General features: G+C 71.0%; 20 protein-coding genes. 9 read left to right on the top strand and 11 right to left on the bottom strand.

The genetic code is table 11. The features are described 5' to 3' along the window. Position 1: 1 nt before the first annotated feature. Together GL325_RS07980 and GL325_RS07975 are read right to left on the bottom strand one after the other, a co-directional pair. Positions 2-1,099 (bottom strand): hemin ABC transporter substrate-binding protein, encoded by a 1,098-nt coding sequence (locus GL325_RS07980; RefSeq protein ID WP_187769184.1) that lies wholly within the window; start codon positions 1,097-1,099, stop codon positions 2-4. Beyond that, on the bottom strand, positions 1,096-3,870 hold the full coding sequence (locus GL325_RS07975; RefSeq protein WP_187769183.1) for an HtaA domain-containing protein: 2,775 nt from the start codon (positions 3,868-3,870) through the stop codon (positions 1,096-1,098). The genes GL325_RS07980 and GL325_RS07975 overlap by 4 nt, the downstream gene beginning before the upstream one ends. A 191-nt stretch (positions 3,871-4,061) precedes the next feature. Here GL325_RS07975 and GL325_RS07970 point away from each other — a divergent pair, with 191 nt between their 5' ends. Further along, positions 4,062-5,672: an HtaA domain-containing protein gene (locus GL325_RS07970; protein WP_187769182.1), complete on the top strand. Its 1,611-nt coding sequence runs from the start codon at positions 4,062-4,064 to the stop codon at positions 5,670-5,672. 13 nt (positions 5,673-5,685) lie between these two features. Here the strand turns inward: GL325_RS07970 and GL325_RS07965 are convergent, their stop codons facing one another. Then, positions 5,686-6,255: a TetR/AcrR family transcriptional regulator gene (locus GL325_RS07965; RefSeq protein WP_187411530.1), complete on the bottom strand. Its 570-nt coding sequence runs from the start codon at positions 6,253-6,255 to the stop codon at positions 5,686-5,688. Between the two features lie 84 nt (positions 6,256-6,339). Between GL325_RS07965 and GL325_RS07960 the strand changes: the two genes are divergently transcribed. The 8 genes from GL325_RS07960 (at position 6,340) to GL325_RS07925 (ending at position 16,330) form a co-directional block, all read left to right on the top strand. Next, positions 6,340-7,131 (top strand): purine-nucleoside phosphorylase, encoded by a 792-nt coding sequence (locus GL325_RS07960; protein ID WP_187769181.1) that lies wholly within the window; start codon positions 6,340-6,342, stop codon positions 7,129-7,131. Between the two features lie 70 nt (positions 7,132-7,201). After that, complete coding sequence (locus GL325_RS07955) at positions 7,202-8,818, top strand: phospho-sugar mutase (RefSeq protein WP_187769180.1); 1,617 nt, start codon at positions 7,202-7,204, stop codon at positions 8,816-8,818. A gap of 373 nt (positions 8,819-9,191) precedes the next feature. Further along, on the top strand, positions 9,192-10,343 hold the full coding sequence (locus GL325_RS07950; protein WP_187769179.1) for an ROK family transcriptional regulator: 1,152 nt from the start codon (positions 9,192-9,194) through the stop codon (positions 10,341-10,343). A gap of 65 nt (positions 10,344-10,408) precedes the next feature. Further along, positions 10,409-12,517, top strand: a complete 2,109-nt coding sequence (tkt, locus tag GL325_RS07945) for a transketolase (protein ID WP_187769178.1) — start codon at positions 10,409-10,411, stop codon at positions 12,515-12,517. Then, positions 12,514-13,419: a deoxyribose-phosphate aldolase gene (gene deoC, locus GL325_RS07940; RefSeq protein ID WP_154596599.1), complete on the top strand. Its 906-nt coding sequence runs from the start codon at positions 12,514-12,516 to the stop codon at positions 13,417-13,419. The genes tkt and deoC overlap by 4 nt, the downstream gene beginning before the upstream one ends. A gap of 4 nt (positions 13,420-13,423) precedes the next feature. Continuing rightward, positions 13,424-14,863, top strand: a complete 1,440-nt coding sequence (locus GL325_RS07935) for an aldehyde dehydrogenase family protein (RefSeq protein ID WP_154596598.1) — start codon at positions 13,424-13,426, stop codon at positions 14,861-14,863. After that, positions 14,860-15,714: an aldehyde dehydrogenase family protein gene (locus GL325_RS07930; protein ID WP_187769177.1), complete on the top strand. Its 855-nt coding sequence runs from the start codon at positions 14,860-14,862 to the stop codon at positions 15,712-15,714. Before GL325_RS07935 ends, GL325_RS07930 begins: the two co-directional genes overlap by 4 nt. A gap of 43 nt (positions 15,715-15,757) precedes the next feature. Beyond that, complete coding sequence (locus tag GL325_RS07925; RefSeq protein WP_187769176.1) at positions 15,758-16,330, top strand: uridine kinase; 573 nt, start codon at positions 15,758-15,760, stop codon at positions 16,328-16,330. A gap of 81 nt (positions 16,331-16,411) precedes the next feature. On the opposite strand, the gene GL325_RS07920 is transcribed toward GL325_RS07925, so the two are convergent. The 8 genes from GL325_RS07920 to GL325_RS07885 all read right to left on the bottom strand — a co-directional run bounded on the left by GL325_RS07920 (position 16,412) and on the right by GL325_RS07885 (position 24,868). Next, positions 16,412-17,491, bottom strand: a complete 1,080-nt coding sequence (locus GL325_RS07920) for an adenosine deaminase (RefSeq protein ID WP_187769175.1) — start codon at positions 17,489-17,491, stop codon at positions 16,412-16,414. Position 17,492: 1 nt separating this feature from the next. Then, positions 17,493-17,948, bottom strand: coding sequence for a MaoC family dehydratase (locus GL325_RS07915; protein WP_154596596.1), 456 nt, complete (start codon positions 17,946-17,948; stop codon positions 17,493-17,495). 136 nt (positions 17,949-18,084) lie between these two features. Then, on the bottom strand, positions 18,085-19,368 hold the full coding sequence (locus tag GL325_RS07910; protein WP_187769174.1) for a thymidine phosphorylase: 1,284 nt from the start codon (positions 19,366-19,368) through the stop codon (positions 18,085-18,087). Beyond that, positions 19,365-20,543: a cytochrome P450 gene (locus GL325_RS07905; protein ID WP_187769173.1), complete on the bottom strand. Its 1,179-nt coding sequence runs from the start codon at positions 20,541-20,543 to the stop codon at positions 19,365-19,367. The genes GL325_RS07910 and GL325_RS07905 overlap by 4 nt, the downstream gene beginning before the upstream one ends. Beyond that, positions 20,540-20,962 carry a cytidine deaminase gene (locus GL325_RS07900; protein ID WP_154596593.1) on the bottom strand — a complete coding sequence of 141 codons (423 nt, stop codon included), beginning with the start codon at positions 20,960-20,962 and terminating at the stop codon, positions 20,540-20,542. Before GL325_RS07900 ends, GL325_RS07905 begins: the two co-directional genes overlap by 4 nt. Next, on the bottom strand, positions 20,959-22,215 hold the full coding sequence (locus GL325_RS07895; RefSeq protein WP_154596592.1) for an ABC transporter permease: 1,257 nt from the start codon (positions 22,213-22,215) through the stop codon (positions 20,959-20,961). The genes GL325_RS07900 and GL325_RS07895 overlap by 4 nt, the downstream gene beginning before the upstream one ends. Beyond that, positions 22,212-23,309, bottom strand: coding sequence for an ABC transporter permease (locus tag GL325_RS07890; protein WP_154596591.1), 1,098 nt, complete (start codon positions 23,307-23,309; stop codon positions 22,212-22,214). Before GL325_RS07890 ends, GL325_RS07895 begins: the two co-directional genes overlap by 4 nt. Beyond that, the gene (locus GL325_RS07885; RefSeq protein ID WP_187769172.1) at positions 23,306-24,868 is read right to left on the bottom strand and encodes an ABC transporter ATP-binding protein; all 1,563 of its coding nucleotides are present in this window, start codon (positions 24,866-24,868) and stop codon (positions 23,306-23,308) included. Before GL325_RS07885 ends, GL325_RS07890 begins: the two co-directional genes overlap by 4 nt. Positions 24,869-24,915: the final 47 nt, after the last annotated feature.

The raw sequence follows: 24,915 nt of genomic DNA, 5'->3' as shown, positions 1-24,915 counted from the left end.
ATCACTTCTGGGCCTCCGGGACGTAGATCGCGCGGCCGAGCGCCTCGACGACACCGGCGGTCCGCGGACCGAACGCCAGGATGTCGCCGTCGGCCATGTCGACGAAGCGCTTGGTCTGGCCGGCGGGCGTCAGCGCGATCGCCGGCTTCTCCTCGAGCAGGCCGTCGACGCCGCCGGAGGACTCCAGTCCGTGCGTCATCAGCAGGATGAGATCGGGCTTGGCCTTGATGATGGCCTCGTCGGTGAGCGGCTGCATCCCCTTCCAGCCCAGCTCCTTGGCCACGTCGACGCCGCCGAGCGACGCCACGAGGTCGCCCACGCCGGAGTCCTCGGCGAACAGGTAGTAGACGCCGGAGTTGCCACGCAGGTAGAGGAAGACCATCCGCAGTCGGTCGGACTTCTTCTCGGGGACGAACCGCTCGACCTCGGCGCGGGCGACATCGATGTCGGCCTGCAGGCGCTCGGCCAGCGCCACGCCCGTCTTCGGCAGGCCCACGACCTCGCCGACGTCGCGGGCGAGCCGGGCCGCTCCATCGAAGCTGGACTCCTTCTCGACGAAGACCACGGGCACGCCGGTGTCGGCCAGCTGCTCGACGACGTCGCGCGGGCCCATCGAGCCGTCGGTGATGATGACGGTCGGCTTCTGCGCCAGGACGGCCTCGGCGTTGACGGCGTGGCCCTCGGAGGTGATGAGGGGCAGGTCCTCGGCGCCGGGGAAGTCGGTCGAGCGGTCGCGCGCGACGAGGTTGTCCCCCAGGCCGAGGCCGAAGAGGGTGGACGCGATCGAGCCCGACATGTCGAATGCGACGATGCGCGAGGTGTCGGTGACCTTGACCTTCACGTCGCCAGAGCGCACGTGCGAGACCACCGTGGCGGGCAGGGCTGCGGTCTCCCCCACGTCGACCGGCTCGACCTCGCGCTCGGACAGCAGCGCCGTGCTGGGACCGGTGATCTCCTTCGGCGCCTGCGTCGCCTCGAGCTCGGACAGGGGCGGCAGGTCGACGCCCTGGCCGGGGTTACTGCCGTCGGCGACACCGCCACATGCGGCGAGGGACGCGGTCAGGACGATCGACGCCAGCACGCCGAGGAGGCGCCTCATGCCTTGACCTCCCGGCGGCGCATGATCAGGACGGTCGCGCCGATGGCGGCCAGCGCACCGAGCAGCGCGCCACCCACCCACGGGACCCACTGCGGCAGCGAGGTGCCCGACGCGGTGTCGAACTCGTCGGGCTCGAGGACCACGGCCTGCTGCTCCTCGTCGACCGCCGGCGCCGCGGCCGTCCCGCAGTCCTTCGACACGGTGTAGGTCAGGGTCACCGGGTCCAGCGCCGTGCCGGCCTCGTAGTTCGGGAACGCGGCGCTGCCGGCACTGGTCAGGGTGGCCGGGACGTCGCTGATGGTCACGCGGCCGCCCTGCTGACTGCGCTCGCCCGCGGCGAGGTCGAGGTCGGCGAACGGCACGCCCGTGAGGGTGCGGCTGTCGTCCTCGCCGGCCATCGCGGCGTCCATGGTGCCGCCGGAGTAGTCGACCGTGAGCACCGCGGCCTTCTCGTCGGTGAACCGGACGACCGGGTTCTCGATCACCGTGTCCAGCGCGCCGTCGTGGCCGGTGAACTCGATGGCGCCGCCGAAGCCGAGCTCGCCCGCGCGAGTCTTCTCGTCCAGCACACCGGCGCCCTTCGACCAGGTGAACTCGGGCGTCTCGTACCGGGCGCCGTCGCGCGTGGTCCAGTCGCCGTTGGCGATGGAGCCCGAGACGTAGGCGCGGAAGGACTCCTTGAAGCCCCAGTCGAGGCGACCGTCGGTCAGCCTGCAACCGACGATCTCCTCCGCCGCGGCGACGTCGATCACGACACCGCGATCAACCGAGCCCTGGAACGTCAGCGTGTGTTTCCCGGGCTCGACGGTGGCGGGGATCGTGCCGGTCCAGGTCGCCCGGCCCGTGGCGTCGGCGGTGACGTTCTCGGCCAGGACGACGGGCGTCGAGTAGAGCACGACGCGGATGCCCGTCTCGTTCGCGAGGAAGCCGGTGCCCGAGGCGGTGATCTTGTCGCCGGCCCTGATCTCGTCCTGGTCGACGGTGAGTCCCGCGGTGGCCGGCGGGGTCGGCGGCGCGGTCCACTTCTGCGCGGAGGTGGACGCGGCGACGACACCTCCACCTCTGCGCGCGACGGCGGTGGAGCCCACGGAGAAGGTCACCGGGTCGACCAGCGAGCCGGCCACGTAGAACGCGCGGTTCTGGTACGAGAAGACGCGTGCTCCCTCGGCGGTGAGACGGGCCGGCACGCCGGCGTACTGGACCCATCCCGACTCGGTACTGCGGGCCCCGGCCCGCAGGTCGAGGGTGGCGATGTCGATCCGGCCCCGCCCGGTGACCGACGCGCTCAGGACGGCCGAGGACGGCGAGTTGACCCGGACGGAAGGCTGCGAGACGGCGAAGTCGAGCGTGCCGTGGTGACCACGGAACGCCACGGAACCGCGGTAGTTCGTGGTGCCGGTGGCATCAGGCGCCTGCGCCGAGGTCGAGGACTGGCCGAAGCGGTACCCGCTGCTCACCGCCGTGGCGCCGCCGGACACCGAGACGGCGCCGCGGGCGATCGGGCCGGTGATGTAGGACCGGAAGCTCGACTTCACGCCCCACGTCAACTCGCCGGAGCGACCGGCCCGCTTCGTGGCGCCGGCGGACCGGCCGGCCTTGTCCCGACCGGGCTTGGCGGCAGGCTTGGCCGGCGTCGTCTTCGGCGGCGCGGTGGCGCCCTTCACCGTGAGGGTGCCGTTGAGGGGCGCGAGCGCCGTGCCCGCGGTGTACATGGGCGACCCGGTGTAGTCGAACATCGTCTCGCCGGCCTTGGTCAGCGTGACCGGGGCGCCCGTGATCGTGACGGTGTTCCCTGCGACCTTGACCTTCTTGCCCAGGTCGACCGTGGCGAAGACCAACCCCGGGAGGACGTTGTCCTCACTGTCGCGGACGTCGGCCCGCAGGTGCGAGCGCTTGGCGTCGACGACCAACCGCAGGTTCTCGACCGTGAAGTCCATGACGCCGTGGTGGCCCGTGACATGGATGCCGCCTCGGGTTCGGACGTCGACCTGCGTGGAGTCCCAGGTCCCCGTGGCCCGCCGGAAGGTGGTCTGGGCGCCGTCGTCGGTGGCGGGCGCGATCACTCGGGTGGTGGCCTCGACGAACGACATCTTCAGGTAGGAGCGGAAGGACTCCTTCAGGCCCCAGCTCAGCGTGCCGCCGGTGACCTTCGCCAGACCAGCGTCGACGGGCGGCGCGGTGGTCTCGCCCGGCTCCGCCGGGTCGGTCGGGGCCTCCGGGTCGGCCTTCGTCTCCAGGGTGAGCTTCGCCGAGACCGCGTCCAGCGCGGTGCCCGCCTCATACAGCGGCTCGCCGTCGCGCGAGAAGAGCTTCTCGCCTCCGGCGGTGAGCGTGGCCGGAGCATCGGAGACCGTGACGGTCGGGCCCTCGTGAGTCAGGTTCCCCTCGAGGTCGACGTCGGCGATGGCCAGGCCGGTGTGCGTCGTGCCGTCGCTGTCCTTGGCGTCGACGCGCAACTGGGCCGCACTGCCCGTCCCGACCAGTCGCGGCTTCGAGATCGTGATGTCGAGCGCACCGTCGTGACCGCGGAAGCGCACCGAGCCCTGCGTGCCGACGTCGACACCCACATCGGCCCACGTGCCCGAGGCCGCGGGGAAGACGAACGCATTCCCGTCCTTCTGCGCGGGCGGTGCCACCTCGACGGCGCCGTCGGCGACCGGACTCGTGACGTAGTTGCGGAACGAGGACTTCACACCCCACGTGATCGTGCCGGTGGTGACCTTCGTGCCGGCCTCGACCGCCTGGGCGCTCGTCGCCGGAAGCGCGAGCACACACAGCACCGTGGCCAACAGCACAGCTGCCGTCGATCGCGCCCGCTGCACTGAGAAGGTCGGTGTCGGCACTCATCCACTCCCGTCGGGTTCGGTGGGGGACCCCACTGAGGTGACCCTTACCCCCGGAGTCTAAGGTATGCCTTACCTATAGCGGTCGGCGGGTGCCGACCCGTTCCGAAAGGACCCGAATGTCTTCCCAGACACTGACTCGCGGGCGTCGCCTGCTGACGGGCACGACCGTCGCAGCGCTGACCGCCGGCGTGCTCGCGTTCAGCCCCACCGCCCACGCCGCGGAGGCGCCGCAGGAGATCGTCAGCGGCAGCATCAGCTGGGGCCTGAAGTCCTCGTTCCGCACCTACCTCGCCAGCCCCATCGCGAAGGGCAAGGTCACCGTCGCCCAGCCCGCCACCGATGACGGCTCCCGCACCACCTTCGCGTACGCGTCGGGCTCCTGGGCCTCCGACTCCGCCTCCGTCGGCGCGCAGGGGTCGGTCACGTTCACCGGCCACGAGGGCGCTCTGGACCTGACGATCTCGGACCCGCGCATCGTCGTCACCGGTTCGTCGGCCCAGCTCGTCGTGGACGCCGTCGACAGTGACGGAGAGACTCACGACGACGTCGCCTTCGCGAACGTCAGCCTGGCCGGCAAGGTCGCGCAGACCGCCGCGGGCACCGAGATCACCAACGCACCGGCGGTCATCACGGCTGACGGCTCGGACCTGCTCTCGTACAACGGTGGGGCCTTCTACCCGGCCGGCACCGCCCTCGATCCGATCAGCGCGTCCCTGCGCACCCGGACCGCTCCGGCCGTGTCCGTCTCGAAGGTGACGTTCGCACCCGACGAGTCCGCCACCGTCACGGTGAAGGGCTCCGGCTACTACCCCCAGGACGTCCTGGCGACCCGGCTGCCGCTGGCCGGGGGCTCCTCCGGCGTCTACGTCGGCTTCGGCAAGTACGAGCCGAACTGGCGCCCGACGGCCAACGCGGCCTCCAGCGCCCGCAAGAACGCGGACGTCCGGTGGGCCGTGCTCGCCGGCGACATCGACAAGATCGGCGGAGCGGCCGACGGTGGCATCGAACTTCGGCCCGACGGCACCTTCACCGCCGAGCTGAAGATCTCCAAGGCCGACGCCGACGCGATCGAGGGCCTCACCGCGGCTCACACCCGGTACGGCGTCTACACCTACCCCGGCGGCGGCGCGAAGTTCGCCGCGTGGGAGACGGCCACGCCGGTCGGGTTCGTGTCCGCTCCGGTCGCGTCGAACGTCTCGACGAAGTACGCCAAGGGCGCGACGGTCACCGTCACGACGAAGGTCCCCGGCACCGTGACCGTGGCCGGCCTCGGCACGCGCACCACGACCGCCGCCGGCCAGACCGTCCGCTTCGCGGTCCCCCGCACCACGACCGCCGGCACGAAGCGCTACACCGTCATCTTCACCCCGGCGGACACGAGCATCGCGCGTGCCTCCACGACCGTCACGGTGAAGATCGCCAAGGTCGCCGCGTACAAGGCCAAGGTCAAGGTCGGCAAGAAGCCCACCTCGAAGAAGAAGGGCAAGGCCGTCGTCCGCGTCCGTGCCGTCGCCGGCGGCGCCGCCACGACCGGCAAGGTCCGCATCAAGCTCACCAAGGGCAAGAAGAGCAAGTACGTGACCGCGAACCTGGTCAAGGGCAAGCGCACCGTCACCCTGCCGAAGCTGGCCAAGGGCAAGTGGACGATCCGCGCCGCCTACTTCGGCAACGCGAACTACACGAAGCGTGGCTACGTGAAGGTGGGAACCGTCAAGGTCACCAAGTGACCCGCTGACTGAGTCAGCCGCGATCGGCCGACACGGCCGCGAGGACGAACCTCGTGGTGGTGTCGGCCGACGCATGTCTGGCCGACAGCGTCGCGTGCAGCAGCGAGACGATCGCGTCGACGTCGTCCACGACGAACTCCCCCTGGGCCGCACCGTCGATGAGGATCTGGCGCAGCACCTGCTCGACCGCCACGACGTGCTCGCGCATCGCCATGACCGACTCCGGCGACAGCATCGCGCGCAACTCGGGACCGAGCCCGATGTGGAAGTCCTTCGACGTGTCGACGTGGTGCCGCACGTAGGTCTCGAGCCGGGCGGTCGGCGTCGTCTGGCTGGCGAGCGACTCGTTCAGCTGGTCGAGGTAACGGCCGGTCTCCTCCGTGGCGAAGGCCACGACGACCGCTTCCTTGTCCTTGAAGTGGTTGTACAGCGACGAGCGGCCGACCTGCGCGTGCGTGGCCAGGTCGGCCATCGTGATCGCGTCGAACGGTCGGTCCTGCAACAGCTCCACCAAGGCGTCGAAGACCCGTCGGCGCATGGCGACGCGATGCTCCTCCAGCGACTCCCCGATGATCTTCGGCACGCTCGTAGGCTACCCGCGCGGCTCGCAACCGCCGCGCTGGACGCGTGGCGTCCTCCGCCCGCCGGTGATCGCTAGGCTGACCCGGTGAACCCCTACGACCTCGCCCGCGAAGCCGCCGACGTCCTGCGTGACCGCACCGGAGGCGGTGACCACGACGTCGCCCTGGTGATGGGGTCGGGCTGGTTGCCCGCCGCCGACGCCCTCGGTGAGCCGGAGTTCGAGATCCCCACCGAGGAGCTGCCCGGGTTCAGCAAGCCCGCGGTCGCCGGTCACGGTGGCACGATCCGCTCGGTCCGCGTGGGCGACCTGCGCGCGCTGGTCTTCCTGGGCCGCACCCACTTCTACGAGGGCAAGGGCGTCGCGTCCGTCGTCCACGGCGTCCGCACGGCCGCGGCCGCCGGTGTCCGCACGATGGTGCTGACGAACGGCTGCGGCGGCCTCAACCCGGCGTGGACGCCCGGAACGCCGGTGCTCATCCGCGACCACATCAACCTGACCGCCACGTCGCCCATCGTCGGTGCGAACTTCGTCGACCTCACCGACCTGTACGCCCAGCGCCTGCGCGACCTGGTGCGCGAGGTCGAGCCGGGCATCGACGAGGGCGTCTACGTGCAGTTCCCCGGCCCGCACTACGAGACCCCCGCCGAGGTCAAGATGGCGGGCATCCTCGGAAGCGACCTGGTCGGCATGTCCACGACGCTCGAGGCCATCGCGGCCCGCGAGGCCGGGATGGAGGTCCTGGGCATCTCGCTGGTCACCAACCTGGCCGCCGGGATCTCGGACGCTCCGCTGAACCACGAAGAGGTCCTCGAGGCCGGCAAGTCCGCCGCCACGCGCATGGGGGCGCTGCTCGCGGACCTGCTCCCCCGCGTCTGAGGGCTACGGCGTCTCGCGCCCTGTCGGCGGCGCGACGTCGGCCGGCGCCGCGCCCCGATACCGTGGACGGATGGACCCGATCGACGCTGCCCGCGACTGGATCTCGCAAGATCCCGACCCGCAGACCCGTGACGAGCTGACCGCCCTGATCGACTCGGGGGACACCACGGAGATCGCCGTGCGCTTCGCCGGCCGCCTGCAGTTCGGCACCGCCGGCCTGCGTGGCGAGCTGGGCGCCGGGCCGATGCGGATGAACCGCGTCACGGTCGCCCGCGCTGCCGCCGGTCTGGCCCAGCACCTGCTCGAGACCGCGCCCGAGCCCAGCGTCGTGATCGGGTACGACGCCCGGACGAACTCCGACGTGTTCGCGCGCGACACCGCCGAGATCATGCAGGCGATGGGCGTCCGGGCGCTGCTGCTGCCCGAGTACCTGCCCACGCCGGTGCTGGCGTTCGCGATCGGGCACCTCGGCGCCTCGGCGGGCGTCATGGTCACCGCCTCGCACAACCCGCCGCGCGACAACGGCTACAAGGTGTACCTCGCTGACACGAGCCAGATCGTGCCGCCGATCGATGGCCAGATCGCCGCCTGCATCGACGCCGTCGGCCGGGTCGACGAGCTGCCACGCGACCCGGGCTACACGGTGCTGGGGACCGACGTCGCGGAGGCTTACCTCGACGCCGTCGCGGCGCTCGTCCCCGACGGGCCGCGCGAGCTCGTGGTCGCCTACACGCCGATGCACGGCGTCGGTGGACGTCTGATGACCGCGGTGGCCGAGCGCGCCGGATTCGCCGTCCCCCACGTCGTCGAGGCCCAGGCTCACCCCGACCCCTCCTTCCCGACCGTGGCCTTCCCGAACCCCGAGGAGCCCGGCGCGATGGACCTCGCGCTCGAACTGGCAGCCTCGGTCGACGCCGATGTCATCATCGCCAACGACCCGGACGCCGATCGTTGCGCCGTCGGGGTGCGCACCGATGGCGGGCACCGGATGCTCACCGGTGACCAGGTGGGCGCCCTGCTGGCCGAGTCGCTGCTCAGCCGAGGTGTCGTGGGCACGTACGCGTGCTCGATCGTGTCGTCCGACCTGCTGGGGCGCCAGGCCGCCGCACACCACCAGCCCTGGCAGCAGACGCTGACCGGGTTCAAGTGGATCGGCAAGGTCGAGGGACTCGTCTTCGGCTACGAGGAGGCGCTGGGCTACTGCGTCGCCCCGCACATCGCCCGGGACAAGGACGGCATGTCTGCCGCCGTGCTGATCATGGCGCTGGCGGCCTCGCTCAAGGCCGAGGGTCGCACGCTCATCGATCTGCTGGACGACATCTACCGCCGCCACGGCTGGCACGCCACCGGCCAGCTGGCGGTCCGGGTCGACGACCTGGCGCTCATCGCCACGGCGATGCAGCGGCTGCGCACCGATCCCCCGGCCACGCTGGCGGGCGTCGCCGTCACGTCCCTGGACGATCTCGAGCAGGGATACCAGGGCCTGCCGCCCACCGACGGCATCCGGCTGGGACTGCAGGGGGGCAGCCGCATCATCTGCCGTCCGTCCGGCACCGAGCCCAAGCTCAAGTGCTACGTCGAGGCCGTGACCGCCGTCGGCGACAGCCTCGACACGGCGCGCGCGGCAGCGGCTGCCACGGTCGACGCGATCATCGCCGACCTGTCGGCCTACCTGGGTCTGGCCTGACCCGGGACCTGCTGAGTGGAGGGCCGCCGCCGAGGCGTCGGAGTCATGCGGCAGAGGAGCCGAGGGAGTGCGACTATGCCACGCTCACAACGAGGGAGTCCCCGGCGGCGGCGTCCGTGACGTGGGCGAGTCGAACCCACGATGGTCCGGCGGCGGGCAGCATCGCATTCGCGCATGATCGCTCACGCATGGTCGCCCCCTCCCGTACGGACCGTTGGTGCCGGACATGCTCACCACTCCCATCCAGCCTCAGTCCACCCGGGGGGCCTGTCAATTCGAGGAGCCGCCTTTCCCGGACGGTCTCGCCCGGACGCCGCGCGCCCGACGTACTACGGTGACGGCCAGGAACACGGACCACGAGGAAAGGAGCGCTGTGTCAGGACACGGCGAGGTACTCGCACTCTTCCGTCGGCACGGACCGCTGACGCGGGCGCAGGTCGTCGAGCTGTCCGGACTCTCCCGCGCGACGGCCACGCACCGGCTCGACGCGCTCGTCCAGGCCGGGCTCATCCGGACTGAGGCTGCCGACCGAAGCACGGGCGGGCGCCCCGCCAGCGTGTTCGACCTGGCCGAGAACCGCGGCAGCCTGCTGGTGGCCGACATCGGCAGCAGTCACGCGCGGTACGGCCTGGCCGACCTGTCCGGCCGCGTCCTGACCGCACTCGACGACGACATCGTCATCGACGACGGGCCCGACGCCGTCCTGTCGCGCGTGATCGCCGCCTTCGACAGCCTGGCGACCGACGACGTGCCGCCCGTCCTGGGTGTGGCCATCGGCGTCCCCGGCCCCGTCGACCATCGCACCGGCCGCCTGGTCAGCCCACCGACCATGAGCGGCTGGGACGGGTACGACGTCGCCGCCCGCATCGCCCAGCACGTCAGCGCACCGGTCGTGGTCGACAAGGACGCGAATCTGGTCGCCCTGGGCGTGCACCGCGCGCTGCGCTCCGATTCCGTCCCCGGCGCCGACGACCTGCTGGTCGTCAAGGTCGGCATGGGCATCGGCGCGGGCATCATCTCGCGCGGCAGCGTCCTGCACGGGGCGCGTGGCGGCGCCGGCGACCTCGGGCACATCCCCCACGACGACGGACCGAAGTGCCGGTGCGACCAGCGCGGGTGCGCCGAGGCATCCGCCGGCGCATGGGCGATCGCCGCGCACCTGCGCGACCTCGGACACCCCGTCCACACCTCCGCCGACGTCGTCGCCCTGGCCAAGAACGGCGACCGCGATGCGATCTCCAGCCTGCGGGCGGCGGGCCGGCGCATCGGCGACGCCGTCGTCGAGGCGGTCGGCGTGCTGAACCCCGCGATGGTCGTCGTGGGTGGCGACCTCGCCGAAGCCGGCGACCTGCTGGTCGACGGCGTGCGCGAGCGTGTCTTCGAGCGGTCCCACCCGCTGGCCACCACCGACCTGTCGGTGATCGCCTCCCCGCTGGGCGCGGATGCAGGCCTACTGGGGGCCGCGCAGATGGCCGCGGACGCCGCCCTCTCCCCCGACCGAGTCGACGCCCTCGTCGGCTGCTGACCGGCACCGCAGGCCCTTTTGCGAAGAGTTAGACAAAAGGGACCACTCCGCCCTACGGTGGACGCGTGGTTCCTTCTGACTTCCCCTCCCCCGCGTCCGCCGACCGCTGGTCCGACCCGCTCGACTTCGAGGCCGTCCGCCACGCCCGCGTCCTGCCGCTGGACGTCGTCCAGGCCAAGGGCAACGGCCACGCCGGCACCGCCGTCAGCCTCACGCCCGCGCTCTACGTCCTCTTCCAGGAGTACCTGCGCCACGACCCGGCCCAGCCCGACTGGGAGGGCCGTGACCGGTTCGTCCTGTCCGCGGGACACACCAGCCTCTCGCTGTACCTGCAGCACTACCTGAGCGGCTACGGCCTCGAGCTGGACGACCTCAAGAAGGCGCGCGCGCTCGGCAGCCTCACGCCCGGACACCCTGAGTGGGGCCACACCCCCGGCGTCGAGACGACGACCGGTCCGCTCGGACAGGGCGTCGGCAACGCCGTGGGCCTGGCGATGTCCGCTCGCCGCACGCATACGCTGCTCCAGCCGGACACCGACCCAGAGGAGGGCCTGTTCCGGTTCCGCACGTGGTGCGTCGCCGGCGACGGCTGCCTCTCCGAGGGAGTCTCACAGGAGGCCTCGTCCCTGGCCGGCACGCTGGGCCTGGACGGCCTCATCCTGATCTGGGACGACAACCGCATCTCGATCGAGGGCGACACCGCGATCGCGTTCACCGAGGACGTCGTCGGTCGTTACCGGGCGTACGGCTGGGAGATCGTCGAGATCGACGACGCCGAGGACCCCGCCGCGATCCGCGCCGGCTACGACGCCGCGATGGCCGTCACCGGCCGCCCCGTGTTCGTCCGCCTGCGCACGCGCATCGGTCACCCGATGCCGACCGTCGGCGGCACCGCCGGCGCCCACTCCGGAGCCCCGGGCGAGGACGAGGTCGCCGCCACGAAGGTCGCGCTGGGCCTCGATCCCGCCGAGTACTTCGCGATGCCCCAGGACGCCCTCGACCACGCCCGCCGGGTCCGTGAGCGCGGCGCGCAGGCGCGTGAGCAGTGGCAGCAGCGGTACGACGCCTGGCGCGCGGCCGACCCCGAGCACGCCCTGCTGCACGACCTCATGCGCGAGCGCGACGTCACGCCGCAGGCGCGCGAGAAGCTGGCCGGGCTGCGGGCCGAGCCGCAGGCCAAGGCCACCCGCGTCGCCAGCGGCGCCGTCCTCAACGCGATCGCCGAGGAGCTGCCCTGGCTCTGGGGCGGCTCGGCCGACCTGGCCGAGACCAACAACGTCGCGATCGCCGGTGCCCGCAGCTTCACCCCGTCCGCGTACGCGGGCGACGAGTGGCCCGGCGGCCCCGACGGCACGCTGGTCCACTTCGGCATCCGCGAGCACGCGATGGGCGCGATCCTCAACGGCATCGCGCTCGGGGGCTACTCGCACCCGTTCGGTGCGACGTTCTTCGTCTTCTCGGACTACATGCGCCCGTCGGTGCGGCTCGCCGCGCTCATGGGCCTGCCGGTCACCTACGTCTGGACGCACGACTCGGTCGCCGTCGGCGAGGACGGCCCGACCCACCAGCCGGTCGAGCACCTGTGGGCGCACCGCGCGATCCCGGGGCTGGACGTCGTCCGCCCCGCCGACTGGGTCGAGACGGTCGACGCGTGGACGCGGGCGCTGACCAGCGACCGACCGACCGCTCTCGTCCTCAGCCGTCAGGGTGTCCCCGTCGTGGGCGACGCCGTCCCCGCCGATGCGGGTGCCCGTCGCGGCGCCTACGTCCTGGCCGACACCGACGGCACGCCGGACGCGATCGTCATCGCGACCGGCTCCGAGGTCGGGCTGGCGATGCAGGCCCGCGAGGCGCTCGCCACCGAGGGCGTCGCCGTGCGCGTCGTCTCGGCACCGTGCCTGGAGTGGTTCGAGGAGCAGGACCTCGCCTACCGCGAGTCGGTCCTGCCGCGCTCGATCACGGCTCGCGTCAGTGTCGAGGCCGGCACCGCCACCGGCTGGTACCGCTACGTCGGGACGAACGGTGAGATAGTGAGCGTCGAGGACTTCGGTGCCAGCGGTGCCGGTGAGCTGGTGCTCGCGGAGCGCGGCATCACCCTCGACGCGGTCGTCGGTGCCGTGCACCGCACGCTCGCCGCCGTCCGCGAGGACCACAAGGAGGAGACCGCCCGATGAGCAAGACCCTGATCGCCGGCCTGGACCGTCTGCCCGGTGTGGACCAGGTCGGACTCGAGGCCCGCGCGGCCCAGCTGGCCAGCCGCTCGATCAAGACCACGTCGAAGCAGTGGGCGATCGACCTGGCGATCTCGATGGTCGACCTGACGACCCTCGAGGGCGCCGACTCCCCCGGCAAGGTGCGTGCCCTGGCGACCAAGGCGCTGCGTCCCGATCCCACCGACCCGACGTGCCCCCGGGCCGCCGCGGTGTGCGTGTACGGCGACATGGCCGGGTACGTCCGCGAGGTCGTCGGTGACCAGGTGCACGTCGCCGCGGTCGCCACGGCGTTCCCGTCGGGTCGCGCCTCACTGGAGGTCAAGCTGGCCGACACCGCCGCCGCCGTCGCGAACGGCGCGGACGAGATCGACATGGTCATCGACCGCGGGGCGTTCCTGTCCGGCGACCTGGCCACCGTCCACGACCAGATCGTGGCGGTCAAGGAGGCCTGCGGCAGCGCCCACCTCAAGGTGATCCTCGAGACCGGCGAGCTGCAGACGTACGACAACGTCCGTCGCGCCTCGTGGCTGGCGATGGACGCCGGCGCCGACTTCATCAAGACCAGCACCGGCAAGATCCAGCCCGCCGCCACGCTGCCCGTGACGCTGCTGATGCTCGAGGCCGTGCGCGACTACCGGATCGCCACCGGACGCCAGGTGGGCGTCAAGCCCGCCGGCGGCATCCGCACCACGAAGGACGCCATCAAGTACCTCGTCGTGGTCAACGAGATCGCCGGCGAGGACTGGCTCGACCCGGACTGGTTCCGCTTCGGGGCGTCGTCGCTGCTCAACGACCTGCTCATGCAACGCCAGAAGATGCTCACCGGCCGGTACTCCGGCCCCGACTACGTGACCCTGGACTGATCCCATGCCCAAGTTCGAATACGCACCCGCGCCGGAGTCGCGCTCGATCGTCGACCTCGCCGCCAGCTACGGCCTGTTCATCGACGGCGAGTTCACCGACGGCGGTGGCACGTCCTTCAAGACCGTGAACCCCGCGACCGAGGAGGTCCTGGCCGAGGTGGCCGAGGCCGACGAGGCCGACGTCGACCGCGCCGTCCGTGCCGCTCGCACCGCCTACGAGAAGGTCTGGGGCCCCATGCCCGGCCGCGAGCGGGCCAAGTACCTGTTCCGGATCGCGCGCATCCTGGCCGAGCGCAGCCGTGAGTTCGCGGTCCTCGAGACGCTCGACAACGGCAAGCCGATCAGGGAGTCGCGCGACGTCGACGTGCCGCTCGTCTCGCAGTGGTTCTTCTACCACGCGGGCTGGGCCGACAAGCTCGATCACGCGGGCCTGGGCCCGAACCCGCGTCCCCTGGGCGTCGCCGCGCAGGTCATCCCGTGGAACTTCCCGCTGTTGATGCTGGCCTGGAAGGTCGCGCCCGCCCTGGCCGCCGGCAACACGGTCGTGCTGAAGCCGGCCGAGACCACCCCGCTGACGGCCCTGCTGTTCGCGGACGTGTGCCGCCAGGCCGAGCTGCCGGCCGGTGTCGTCAACATCGTCACGGGCGCCGGCGAGACCGGCCGCCTGCTGGTGTCGCACCCCGACGTGAACAAGGTGGCCTTCACCGGCTCCACCCCGGTCGGTCGTGAGATCGCCCGCACGGTCGCCGGCACGGACAAGCGCCTCACCCTCGAGCTCGGCGGCAAGGCCGCGAACATCGTGTTCGAGGACGCACCCATGGACCAGGCCATCGAGGGCATCGTCCGGGGCATCTTCTTCAACCAGGGCCACGTGTGCTGCGCGGGCTCGCGCCTGCTGGTGCAGGAGAGCGTCGCCGAGGAGGTGCTCGAGCGTCTGAAGGCCCGCATGGCCACGCTGCGCCTGGGCGATCCGCTCGACAAGAACACCGACGTCGGCGCGATCAACTCGGCCGAGCAGCTGGGCCGCATCCGCGACCTGGCCGCCGCCGGCGATGACGAGGGCGCCACCCGCTGGAGCGCTCCGTGCGAGCTGCCCGAGCGTGGCTTCTGGTACGCCCCGACGATCTTCACGGGCGTCACGCAGGCCCACCGCATCGCCCGCGAGGAGATCTTCGGCCCCGTGCTGTCGGTGCTGACCTTCCGCACCCCGGCCGAGGCCGTCGAGAAGGCCAACAACACGCCGTTCGGCCTCTCCGCGGGTGTCTGGACCGAGAAGGGCTCGCGGATCCTCGCGATCGCCGACCAGCTGCGCGCCGGTGTGGTCTGGGCCAACACGTTCAACCAGTTCGACCCCGCCTCGCCGTTCGGCGGGTACAAGGAGTCCGGCTACGGACGCGAGGGCGGCCGGCACGGGCTGGCCTCCTACCTGGAGGGAAGCAAGTGAGCGACCGACTCGACGTCCGCAAGACCTACAAGCTGTTCATCGGCGGGGCGTTCCCCCGCTCGGAGTCCGGCCGCACCTACGAGGTGACCTCCTCGGACGGCCGCTTCCTGGCCAACGCCTCGAAGGCCTCGCGCAAGGACGGCCGCGACGCGGTCTCGGCCGCCCGCAAGGCGTTCGGCGGCTGGTCGAAGCGCACCCCGTACAACCGGGGCCAGATCCTCTACCGCGTCGCCGAGGTCCTCGAGGGCCGGCGCGACCAGTTGGTCGCCGAGGTGCGGGCCGCCGAGGGTGTCTCGGAGAAGCAGGCGCACACGATCGTCGACACCGCCGTCGACACGTGGGTCTGGTACGCCGGCTGGGCCGACAAGCTCTCGCAGGTGACGGGCAACGCCAACCAGGTCAACGGCCCGTTCTTCAACCTCACCTCGCCCGAGCCCACCGGCGTCGTGGTGATCGCGGCACCGCAGCAGTCCTCACTGCTAGGCCTGGTCGAGGTGCTGGCACCCGTGCTGCTCTCGGGCAACACCGCCGTGGTCATCTCGTCGTTCGAGCGCCCGTTGCCGGCCATCACCCTGTCGGAGATCCTCTCGACGTCCGATGTCCCCGGTGGTGTCGTCAACATCCTGACCGGCGACATCGCCGAGACCGGCCCGTGGCTCGCCGCACACCTGGACGTCAACGCGCTCGACCTGACCGGCGTCGACGACGCCGAGGTGGCGCGCGACCTCGAGGCCGAGGCGGCGATCAACCTCAAGCGCGTCCTGCGCCCCGGCACGCCGACCGAGCAGTCGCTGGCACGGATCACGCCGTTCCTCGAACACAAGACCGTGTGGCACCCGATCGGCGTCTGACCACCCGTCTGACCAGCCCGTTCGCCTCGATACGCTGGAGTCCATGCCGCACGTCGTGATCCTGGCCGGTCCCTCCGGTTCGGGGAAGTCCCACCTGTCCGAGCGGCTCGGGTGGACGGTGCTGCGGCTGGACGACTTCTACCATCCCGCCGACCACCCCGAGCTGCCGCTGAGCACGCTCGGCATCGCCGACTGGGACCATCCCGGCTCGTGGGACCGCGCGGCGGCCATGCGGGCCATCAACGAGCTGTGCACCGTGGGCCGCACGCAGGTGCCGGTCTACGACATCTCAGTCAGTCGCGCCACGGGCACGCGCGAGGTCGTCCTGACCGGTGACCGGTTCATCGCCGAGGGCCTGTTCGCGACCGAGATCATCGACGACTGCCGCGAGGCGGGCGTGCTCGACGCGGCCATCTGCCTGACCCGGCCACGCCCGCTCGTGTTCGCCCTGCGATTGGCGCGCGACCTGCGCGAGTCGCGCAAGCCCCCGGTAACCCTGGTCCGCCGAGGCTGGCGGCTCATGAAGGACCAGCCCCGCGTGATCGCCGAGGCTCTCGCTGCGGGCTGCGTGCCGATGCACCCCCGGCAGGCGTACCGCGCCCTCACCTCCCGCTAAGCCAGATTTGCTCCCAAACTCACCTTTCAGAGGGTCTGAAAGGTGGAAATGGGAGCAAATCTCGGGGCTGGAGGGATCCGGTCAGTCGACCTGGGCGGCGAACCCCGGCTTGATGACGTCGTTGATGAGCGTGAGGCGCTCGTCGAAGGGCAGGAAGGCGCTCTTCATCGCGTTGACCGTGAACCAGCGCAGGTCGCCCAGGCTGTAGCCGAACGCGTCGGTGAGCAAGCTCATCTCGCGGCCGATCGACGTGCCGCTCATGAGGCGGTTGTCGCTGTTGATCGTGACGCGGAAGCCCAGCTCGGCCAGCGGGCCGATCGGGTGATCGGCGATCGAGGTCATCCCCGGGACGGCGCTGGTCTGCAGGTTCGACGAGGGGCACATCTCCAGCGGGATGCGCCGGTCGCGGATGTAGGAGGCCAGGCGACCCAGCCGGGGCGTGCCCGAGAAGTCGATGTCGTCGACGATCCGCACCCCGTGGCCGAGCCGATCGGCGCCACAACGTTGGACGGCCTGCCAGATCGACGGCAACCCGAAAGCCTCGCCGGCGTGGATCGTGAAGTGCATGTTCTCGCGGCGCAGGTACTCGAACGCCTCGAGGTGCAGGATCGGCGGGAAGCCGTCCTCGGCGCCGGCGATGTCGAATCCGACGACGCCACGGTCGCGGTACTCGACGGCGACCTTGGCGATCTCAAGACCCCGGGTCGCATGACGCATGGCGGTGAGCAGCTGGCCGACGACCATGGTGCGGCCGCCGGCACGGACGTTGGCCACGCCCTCGTCGATGCCGGACTGCACGGCCTCGACGGTCTCCTCGATCGAGAGACCGGCACCCTGGTGCTGCTCGGGTGCCCAGCGCAGCTCGGCGTAGACGACACCGTCGGCCGCCAGATCGAGCACGGCCTCACGGGCGACGCGGGCGAGGTCCTCGGGCCGCTGCATGACGGCGGTGGTGTGCTGGAACGTCTCGAGGTAGCGCTCGAGCGAGCCGGACGACGACGCCTCCTCGAACCACGCACCGAGCCGCTCCGGCGCGGCGGGCAGCTCATGCCCGATCTCGAGGGCGATCTCGGCGACGGTCTCGGGGCGGACGCCCCCGTCGAGGTGCTCGTGCAGCGCGACCTTGGGGACTGCGGCGATCTGCTCCGTCGTGGCCCTCACGTCAGGCGTCCATCAACAGGGTGACGGTCTCGGCGATGCAGGCGGGCTTCGCGCCGCCCTCGATCTCGACGGTGTGCTGCAAGGTCACCTGCTGTCCTTTCTCGATGTTCTGGACTTCCAACACCTCGACGCGCAGGCGCACCTTGGAGTTCACCAGGACGGGCGCCATGAACCGCACGCGGTTGAGGCCGTAGTTGACGCGGGCGCGGTCGCCGGCGAAGGCGAAGACGGAGGCGCCGAGGAACGGCAGCAACGACAAGGTGAGGTAACCGTGCGCGATGGTGGCGCCGAAGGGCCCCTCGGCCGCGCGCTCCGGGTCGACGTGGATCCACTGGCGGTCGCCGGTCGCGTCGGCGAACATGTCGATGCGGTCCTGGTGGATCTCGGTCCACGGGCTGACGCCCAGCTCGGTCCCGGCCGCAGCGGCGATCTCGTCTCTGTCGTTCAGGATGCGCATGGCACCGAACCTATCGTGTCGACCTTTCCGTCCCCGCCCCCGCGACGCGGAGCGGTTCGGTTTACCACGGTCCCGTGGTAAACCGTCGCCTCCCCAGGGAAGTTTGCCCGGGGAGGCGACAACATGCCTTGGGCAGTCAGCTGATGCGGTCGATGACCAAGGGCGTGGTCGGCACGGCGGAGTCGCCGATGGACCAGGCACCCCCGAGGGCCTCGTGCGCTCGCTCGAAGCGCTCCGGCGTGTCGGTGTGGAGGGTCAGCAGCGGCTGGCCCGCGCGCACGGTGTCACCGGGCTTGGCGTGGATCTCGACACCGGCACCGGCCTGCACGTCCTCGCCCGGACGGGAGCGGCCGGCACCGAGGCGCCAGGCGGCGACGCCCACGGCGTACGCGTCCAGCGAGGTCAGCACGCCATCGGAGTCGGCCGTGACGACCTCGGTCTCGCGAGCCGTGGGCAGTTCCGCATCGGGATCGCCGTCCTGCGCGCGGATCATGGCCTTCCAGGCGTCCATCGCGCGACCGTCGGCCAGGGCGTCGGCCGGGTCGACGTCGTGGACCCCGGCGCCGGCGAGCATCTCGCGGGCCAGGGCGAGCGTCAGCTCGACCACGTCGGCGGGCCCACCGCCGGCGAGCACCTCGACCGACTCGCGGACCTCGAGGGCGTTGCCCGCGGTCAGGCCCAACGGCACGGACATGTCGGTCAGCAGCGCCACGGTGCGCACGCCGGCGTCGGTGCCGAGCGCCACCATCGTCTCGGCCAGCTCGCGCGCATCGGCTTGGTTCTTCATGAAGGCGCCGGAGCCGACCTTCACGTCCAGCACCAGCGCACCGGTGCCCTCGGCGATCTTCTTGCTCATGATCGAGCTGGCGATCAGCGGGATCGCCTCGACGGTGCCGGTGATGTCGCGCAGGGCGTAGAGCTTCTTGTCGGCCGGGGCCAGGCCCGAGCCGGCGGCGCAGATGACGGCACCGAGATCCTCGAGCTGGGTCATCATCTCGTCGTTCGACAGCGCCGCGCGCCATCCGGGGATCGCCTCGAGCTTGTCGAGGGTGCCGCCGGTGTGGCCCAGGCCGCGGCCCGACAGCTGCGGCACGGCCACACCGCACGCGGCGACGAGCGGCGCCAGCGGCAGGGTGATCTTGTCGCCCACGCCGCCGGTGCTGTGCTTGTCGGCGGTGGGACGCGAGAGGGTGGAGAAGTCCATCCGCTCGCCGGTGGCGATCATCGCGGCGGTCCAGCGGGCGATCTCACGGCGGTTCATGCCGTTGAGGACGATCGCCATGGCGAGCGCCGACATCTGCTCGGGGGCGACGACGCCACGGGTGTACGCGTCGACGACCCAGTCGATCTGGTCGTCGGTCAGCTCGTGGCCGTCACGCTTGGCGACGATGACCTCGGTGGGGGCGAAGCGCTCGGTCATGCCGACACCCGGATGCTCTCATAGCCGCGCAGCACCCACGTGGGGCGGCGCGGGGCCTCGCCCGCCAGGACGAGGTCGGGGAACCGGTCCAGCAGCGTGCTCAGCGTGATTCCCAGCTCGAGGCGGGCCAGCGGCGCGCCGAGGCAGAAGTGGATGCCCAGGCCGAACCCGACGTGCGGGTTGGGATCGCGCCCGACGTCGAACGTGTCCGCGTCCTCGAAGACCGCGGCGTCGCGGTTGGCCGAGCCCATGAGGCAGGCCACCTTCTGGCCGGCGGTGACGACCTGACCGGACACCTCGACGTCCTTCGTGGCGGTGCGCTCGAACAGCTGCAGCGGCGCGTCGAACCGGATGAGCTCCTCGAGCGCCGTCTCGATCGACACCTCGCCACTGGTCACGCGGGCCAGCTGGTCGCGGTGGGTCAGCAGCGCGTGGAAGCCGTTGCCGAAGGTGTTGACGCTGGCCTCATGGCCGGCGTTCAGCAGCAGCACCACGGTGGCGACGAGCTCGTCGTCGGAGAAGCCCTTGCCCGCGTCGGTCTCGGCGATGAGGTCGCTGACGAGGTCCTCGCCCGGTTCGCGCCGGCGCATCACGATGACCTCTCGGACGTAGTCCGAGAACGCCGTGCTGGCCTCGACGGCCTCACGCTTGGTGTCCTCGTCGACGTCGGTCTCGTACATGTGCACGATGGCCTGACTCCAGCGGCGCAGGTCCTCGTGGTCCTCGCGCGGGACTCCCAGCAGGTCGCAGATGACGTAGACCGGCATGGGCTCGGCGTAGTCCGCCAGCACGTCGAACGTCTCGGGCAGCGCCGCGACCATGTCGGCGGCCAGTGCCTCGATGCGCGGGCGCATGCGCTCGACGTGGCCGCGCCCGAACGCGCCGGCCAGCAGGCGCCGCATCCGCGTGTGCGCGGGCGGCTCGTTCTCCATCAGCTGGTTGCGGTGCAGGGCGTTGAAGGACTCCATCTCCTCGACCGGCTCCCAGTCGTGCCACAGCCGTCCGAACGCGCGCTTCTTGAGCACGGCGCCCACCGTCGCGTGGTCGGTGGCCAGCCACATCGACCACGGCTCGTGCCACACCAGCGGTCCCTCGCGGCGCAGCTCGGCCAGGGCCGGGTACGGATCGCGCAGGAAGTCCGCATCGGTCGGGTCGAAGGTCGTCAGGGTGTTCATGCGTCGTCCAAGTCCGTCACGTCGAAGGCGTCCGGGAGCACCTCTGCCATCGTCTTCACTCCCGAGGCGGTCAACAGCTGGCACTGGGCGCCGCCGTTCTCCCACAGCAATTGTCGGCAACGGCCGCACGGCATCAGCAGGCGACCCTGACCGTCGACGCAGACGACCGCGCGCAGGCGACCTCCGCCGGTGGAGTGCAGCGCCGAGACCATGCCGCACTCGGCGCACAGGGCCACGCCGTAGGCGGCGTTCTCGACGTTGCAGCCCAGCACGACCCGGCCGTCCTCGACGAGCCCGGCGGCACCGACCTTGTACTTCGAGTACGGCGCGTAGGCACGCCCCATGACCTCGGTGGCGTACTTCTGCAGGGCGTCCCAGTCGACGGGCGCCTGGGGCGGGGTGAAGCCGAAGCCGCTCATCCGGCCGACCCCTTCCGATAGATCGCGCCGTCGGCGGCGGGCATCCTCAGGTTCTGACTGAAGACGGCCAGCACCAGCAGCGTGGTGACGTACGGCGTCATCGTGGCCAGCTCGTTGGGGATCTCGTCGCTGACGAAGTAGATGGCCGCGACGACGATGCCCAGGACGGCGGCGATCAGGGCCGAGCGGCGGCCGTGCTGGCGCCACTGCCAGATCGCCAGCATGACCAGGAAGACCGCGACCAGCAGCAGCAGCGCGTGGACGGTCTCGCCGCCACCGCGCAGACGCAGCGTGTCGGTGTAACCGAACAACGTGGCGCCGGCGAACAGTCCGCCGGGTCGCCAGTTGCCGAAGATCATCGCCGCCAGGCCGATGTAGCCGCGCCCGCCGGTCTGCCCGTCGCGGAACGCGTTGGCCGCGACCAGCGCCAGGAAGCCGCCGGCCAGGCCCGCCAGACCGCCCGAGGCGATCACGGCGATGAACTTGTACCGGTAGACGTTGACGCCCAGCGACTCCGCGGCCGCGGGCGACTCGCCGCACGAGCGCAGTCGCAGGCCGAAGCCGGTGCGCCACAGCAGCCACCAGGTCAGCACGAACAGTCCGATCGCGATGATCGTCAGCACGGACATGTTGGTGACCAGCGCGCGCAGGACCGAGGCGACGTCGGAGATGAAGAACCAGTGCTTTTGCTCGATCTCGCCCAACGGGTCGGACAGCCCGGCGATCGTGATGCTGGGCAACCGGTCGATCGGCGGGGACTGCGTCTGACCGCCGCCGGGCACGCCGCTGAACGCCATGCCGGCCAGGTACTGCACCGCGCCCGCGGCGATGATGTTGATCGAGACGCCCGAGACGATGTGGTCGACGCCGAAGTAGACGGTGGCCACCGCGTGCAGCAGGCCGCCGGCGGCACCCAGGAGGATGGCGCCGAGGACGCCCTGCCAGGGGCCGTAGAAGTAGCCGAAGTAGCCCGCACCGAAGGTGCCGAGGATCATCATGCCCTCGAGGCCGATGTTGACGACGCCGGCACGCTCGGACCACAGGCCACCGAGACCGGCCAGGCCGATCGGGACGGCCGCGATCAGGGTCGCGCGGATCGTGCCGGAGGAGTCGAGGTCGTCGACGCCGGTGATGAGGCGCAGCAGCGACATCACGACGAGCACGCCGGCGATGCCGATCAGCAGCCAGGGCCAGCCGAGCCGGACGCGCTTGGCGGGGGCGGGGGTGGTCATGGGGTCGGTACGGACGCTCATGCCGACACCTCCTTCTGCCGGTACTCCGGGTCCAGGGCGGCCGCCACCTGACGCTGCTCGAGCCGCACGCCGTAGCGGCGGACGACCTCGTAGGCGATGACGACGGTCAGCACGATGACGCCCTGGGTGACCTTGACGATGTCGGGCGAGACGTCCAACAGGATCTGCAACGGGTTGGACTGCTGGTCCAAGAAGGCGAACAGCAGGGCGCCGATCGCGATGCCGATGGGATGGTTGCGGCCCAGCAGCGCGATGGCGATGCCGGCGAAGCCCAGGCCCGACTGGAACGTCGAGCCGTACGCGTAGGCCTGACCGAACAGCAGCGGCAGGCCGACCAGACCGGCCATCGCGCCCGAGATCAGCATCGTCACCAGCATCATCTTCTTGACGTTGATGCCCGAGGCGACCGCGGCCGTCTCGGACTGACCGGCGGCCCGCAGGTCGAAGCCGAAGCGCGTGCGGTTGATCAGCACCCAGTAGCCGATGCCGACGATGACGGCGACCACCACGAAGCCGTAGATCTCGCCACCCAGGAACGGGATGCCCGGGATCCGGCTGCTCTCGGGCAGCGGCTTCGTGGAGATGATGTTGCTGCCCTCCTCGCGCACGGCGACCTTGCGCAGCAGGTAGGCCACGACGGCCGTCGCGATCGCGTTGAGCATGATCGTCGAGATGACCTCGGAGACGCCACGGGTGACGCGCAGCAGACCCGCGATGCCGGCCCACATGGCGCCCACGAGCATGCCCGCGAGCAGGGCCAGGGCGATGTTGAACGGGCCCGGCAGGAACGCCTCGCCGGCGACCCACGCCGCGGCGAAGGAGGCGATGCGGTACTGGCCGTCGACGCCGATGTTGAACAGGTTCATGCGGAACCCGATCGCCACGGCGACGGCCGACAGGTAGTAGACGGTGGCCGAGTTGACGATGTTGACCATCGTGCGGTTGCTGGGCCAGCTGAGGATCTGACTCCAGACGCCGAGCCAGTCGTCGCCGGCCAGGATCAGCACCAGGCTCGTGATCAGGAACGCCGTCACCAGCGCCAGCACCGGAGCGGCCAACGCCAACCCGACCCGGGTCAGTCGCGACTGCGTCATGAGCGGTCCTCCTCGTCGGTGGCACCGGTCATGGCCGAGCCGAGTTCTTGTGGCGTCACCGCGCCGGGATCGAAGGTGCCCACGAGCCGACCGCGCAGCAGCACCGCGATCGTGTCGGACAGGCCGATCAGCTCATCGAGGTCGGCCGAGACCAGCAGCACCGCCAGGCCTTCGCGGCGGGCACGCTTGATGTGGTCCCAGATCGCCGCCTGAGCGCCGACGTCGACGCCGCGCGTGGGGTGGGACGCGATCAGCAGGCTCGGCTCGTCGCTCATCTCGCGGCCGACGATCAGCTTCTGCTGGTTGCCGCCGGACAGGGCCCGCGCGAGGGTGTCGATGCCCGGCGTGCGGACGTCGTAGTCGCGCACGATGCGCTCGGTGTCGGCGCGGGCGCCGCGACGGTCGATGAGCGGCCCGGCGATGTTGGGCTCGCGGGTCTGGTGACCGAGCACGCGGTTCTCCCACAGGGGCGCGTCCAGCAGGAGGCCCTGGCGGTGACGGTCCTCGGGGATGTAGCCGATCCCGGCCTCGCGGCGGCGTCGGGTCGACCAGCCGGCGATGTCGCCGTCATTGAGCTCGATGCGGCCCGTGGTGTCGGGGCGCATGCCCATGATGGCCTCGACGAGCTCGGCCTGGCCGTTGCCCTCGACGCCGGCGATGCCCAGGATCTCGCCGCGGTGGATCCGGAAGGAGATGCCGTCCAGCAGCGGGCGTCCGCCGCGGGGGTCGGGCAGGCCCAGGTCGACGACCTCGAGCACCTCGATGTCGGTGACGGTGGACAGCTCGGTGCTGGGGCTGGGCAGCTCCGAGCCGACCATGAGCTCGGCCAGCTGCTTGGAGGTGACACTGTCGGCCGGCACCGTCGAGACGGTCGTGCCGCGACGCACCACGGTGACCTCGTCCGCGACCGAGAGCACCTCGTCGAGCTTGTGGGAGATGAACAGGACCGCCAGGCCCTCGGCCTTGAGCTCACGCAGGTTGTCGAACAGCTCGTCGACCTCCTGGGGCACCAGCACGGCGGTGGGCTCGTCCAAGATGATGATGCGGGCGCCGCGGTACAGGACCTTGAGGATCTCGATGCGCTGGCGCGCGCCGACGCCGAGGTCGGCGACCAGGTCGTCGGGCTCGATGCCCAGGCCGTAGGCGTCCGAGATCTCACGGATCTTCGCGCGTGCCTTGTCGCCGATGCCGTGCATCTTCTCGGCACCCAGGACGACGTTCTCGAGCACGGTGAGGTTGTCGGCCAGCATGAAGTGCTGGAACACCATGCCGATGCCGTGCGCGATGGCATCGGACGGCGTGGCGAAGGTGACCGCCTGGCCGTCGAGCTCGATCGTGCCGGAGTCGGGCTTCTGGACGCCGTAGAGGATCTTCATCAGCGTCGACTTGCCGGCACCGTTCTCGCCGACGATCGCGTGGATCGTGCCGCGGTGGATGTCGATGTCGACGTCGTGGTTGGCGATGACGCCGGGAAAGGTCTTGCCGACCCCGCGCAGGCGGACGACGACGTCCGACGGGCTGCTCGCGGGGGTGCCGGCGGCGGTCGATGTCTTGCTCACGATGTCACCTTCTGGGGTGGTCGGCGGACTCACAGGAACGGCCCGGC

The organism is Aeromicrobium sp. 636 (assembly GCF_024433585.1).
GTDB classification, from domain to species: Bacteria; Actinomycetota; Actinomycetes; order Propionibacteriales; family Nocardioidaceae; genus Aeromicrobium; species Aeromicrobium senzhongii.
The sequence above is the reverse complement of the archived record's forward strand: the minus strand, read 5'-3'. Positions and strand labels throughout refer to the sequence as shown.

Excerpts from the sequence above, each read along its gene's own strand:
- GL325_RS07955 (WP_187769180.1), top strand. The coding sequence starts at position 7,202 with ATGGACCCGATCGACGCTGCCCGCGACTGGATCTCGCAAGATCCCGAC.
- GL325_RS07980 (WP_187769184.1), bottom strand. The coding sequence starts at position 1,099 with ATGAGGCGCCTCCTCGGCGTGCTGGCGTCGATCGTCCTGACCGCGTCC.
- GL325_RS07905 (WP_187769173.1), bottom strand. The coding sequence starts at position 20,543 with ATGAACACCCTGACGACCTTCGACCCGACCGATGCGGACTTCCTGCGC.
- GL325_RS07915 (WP_154596596.1), bottom strand. The coding sequence starts at position 17,948 with ATGCGCATCCTGAACGACAGAGACGAGATCGCCGCTGCGGCCGGGACC.
- GL325_RS07925 (WP_187769176.1), top strand. The coding sequence starts at position 15,758 with ATGCCGCACGTCGTGATCCTGGCCGGTCCCTCCGGTTCGGGGAAGTCC.
- GL325_RS07935 (WP_154596598.1), top strand. The coding sequence starts at position 13,424 with ATGCCCAAGTTCGAATACGCACCCGCGCCGGAGTCGCGCTCGATCGTC.
- GL325_RS07900 (WP_154596593.1), bottom strand. The coding sequence starts at position 20,962 with ATGAGCGGCTTCGGCTTCACCCCGCCCCAGGCGCCCGTCGACTGGGAC.
- deoC (WP_154596599.1), top strand. The coding sequence starts at position 12,514 with ATGAGCAAGACCCTGATCGCCGGCCTGGACCGTCTGCCCGGTGTGGAC.
- GL325_RS07890 (WP_154596591.1), bottom strand. The coding sequence starts at position 23,309 with ATGACGCAGTCGCGACTGACCCGGGTCGGGTTGGCGTTGGCCGCTCCG.
- GL325_RS07910 (WP_187769174.1), bottom strand. The coding sequence starts at position 19,368 with ATGACCGAGCGCTTCGCCCCCACCGAGGTCATCGTCGCCAAGCGTGAC.
- GL325_RS07970 (WP_187769182.1), top strand. The coding sequence starts at position 4,062 with ATGTCTTCCCAGACACTGACTCGCGGGCGTCGCCTGCTGACGGGCACG.
- GL325_RS07895 (WP_154596592.1), bottom strand. The coding sequence starts at position 22,215 with ATGAGCGTCCGTACCGACCCCATGACCACCCCCGCCCCCGCCAAGCGC.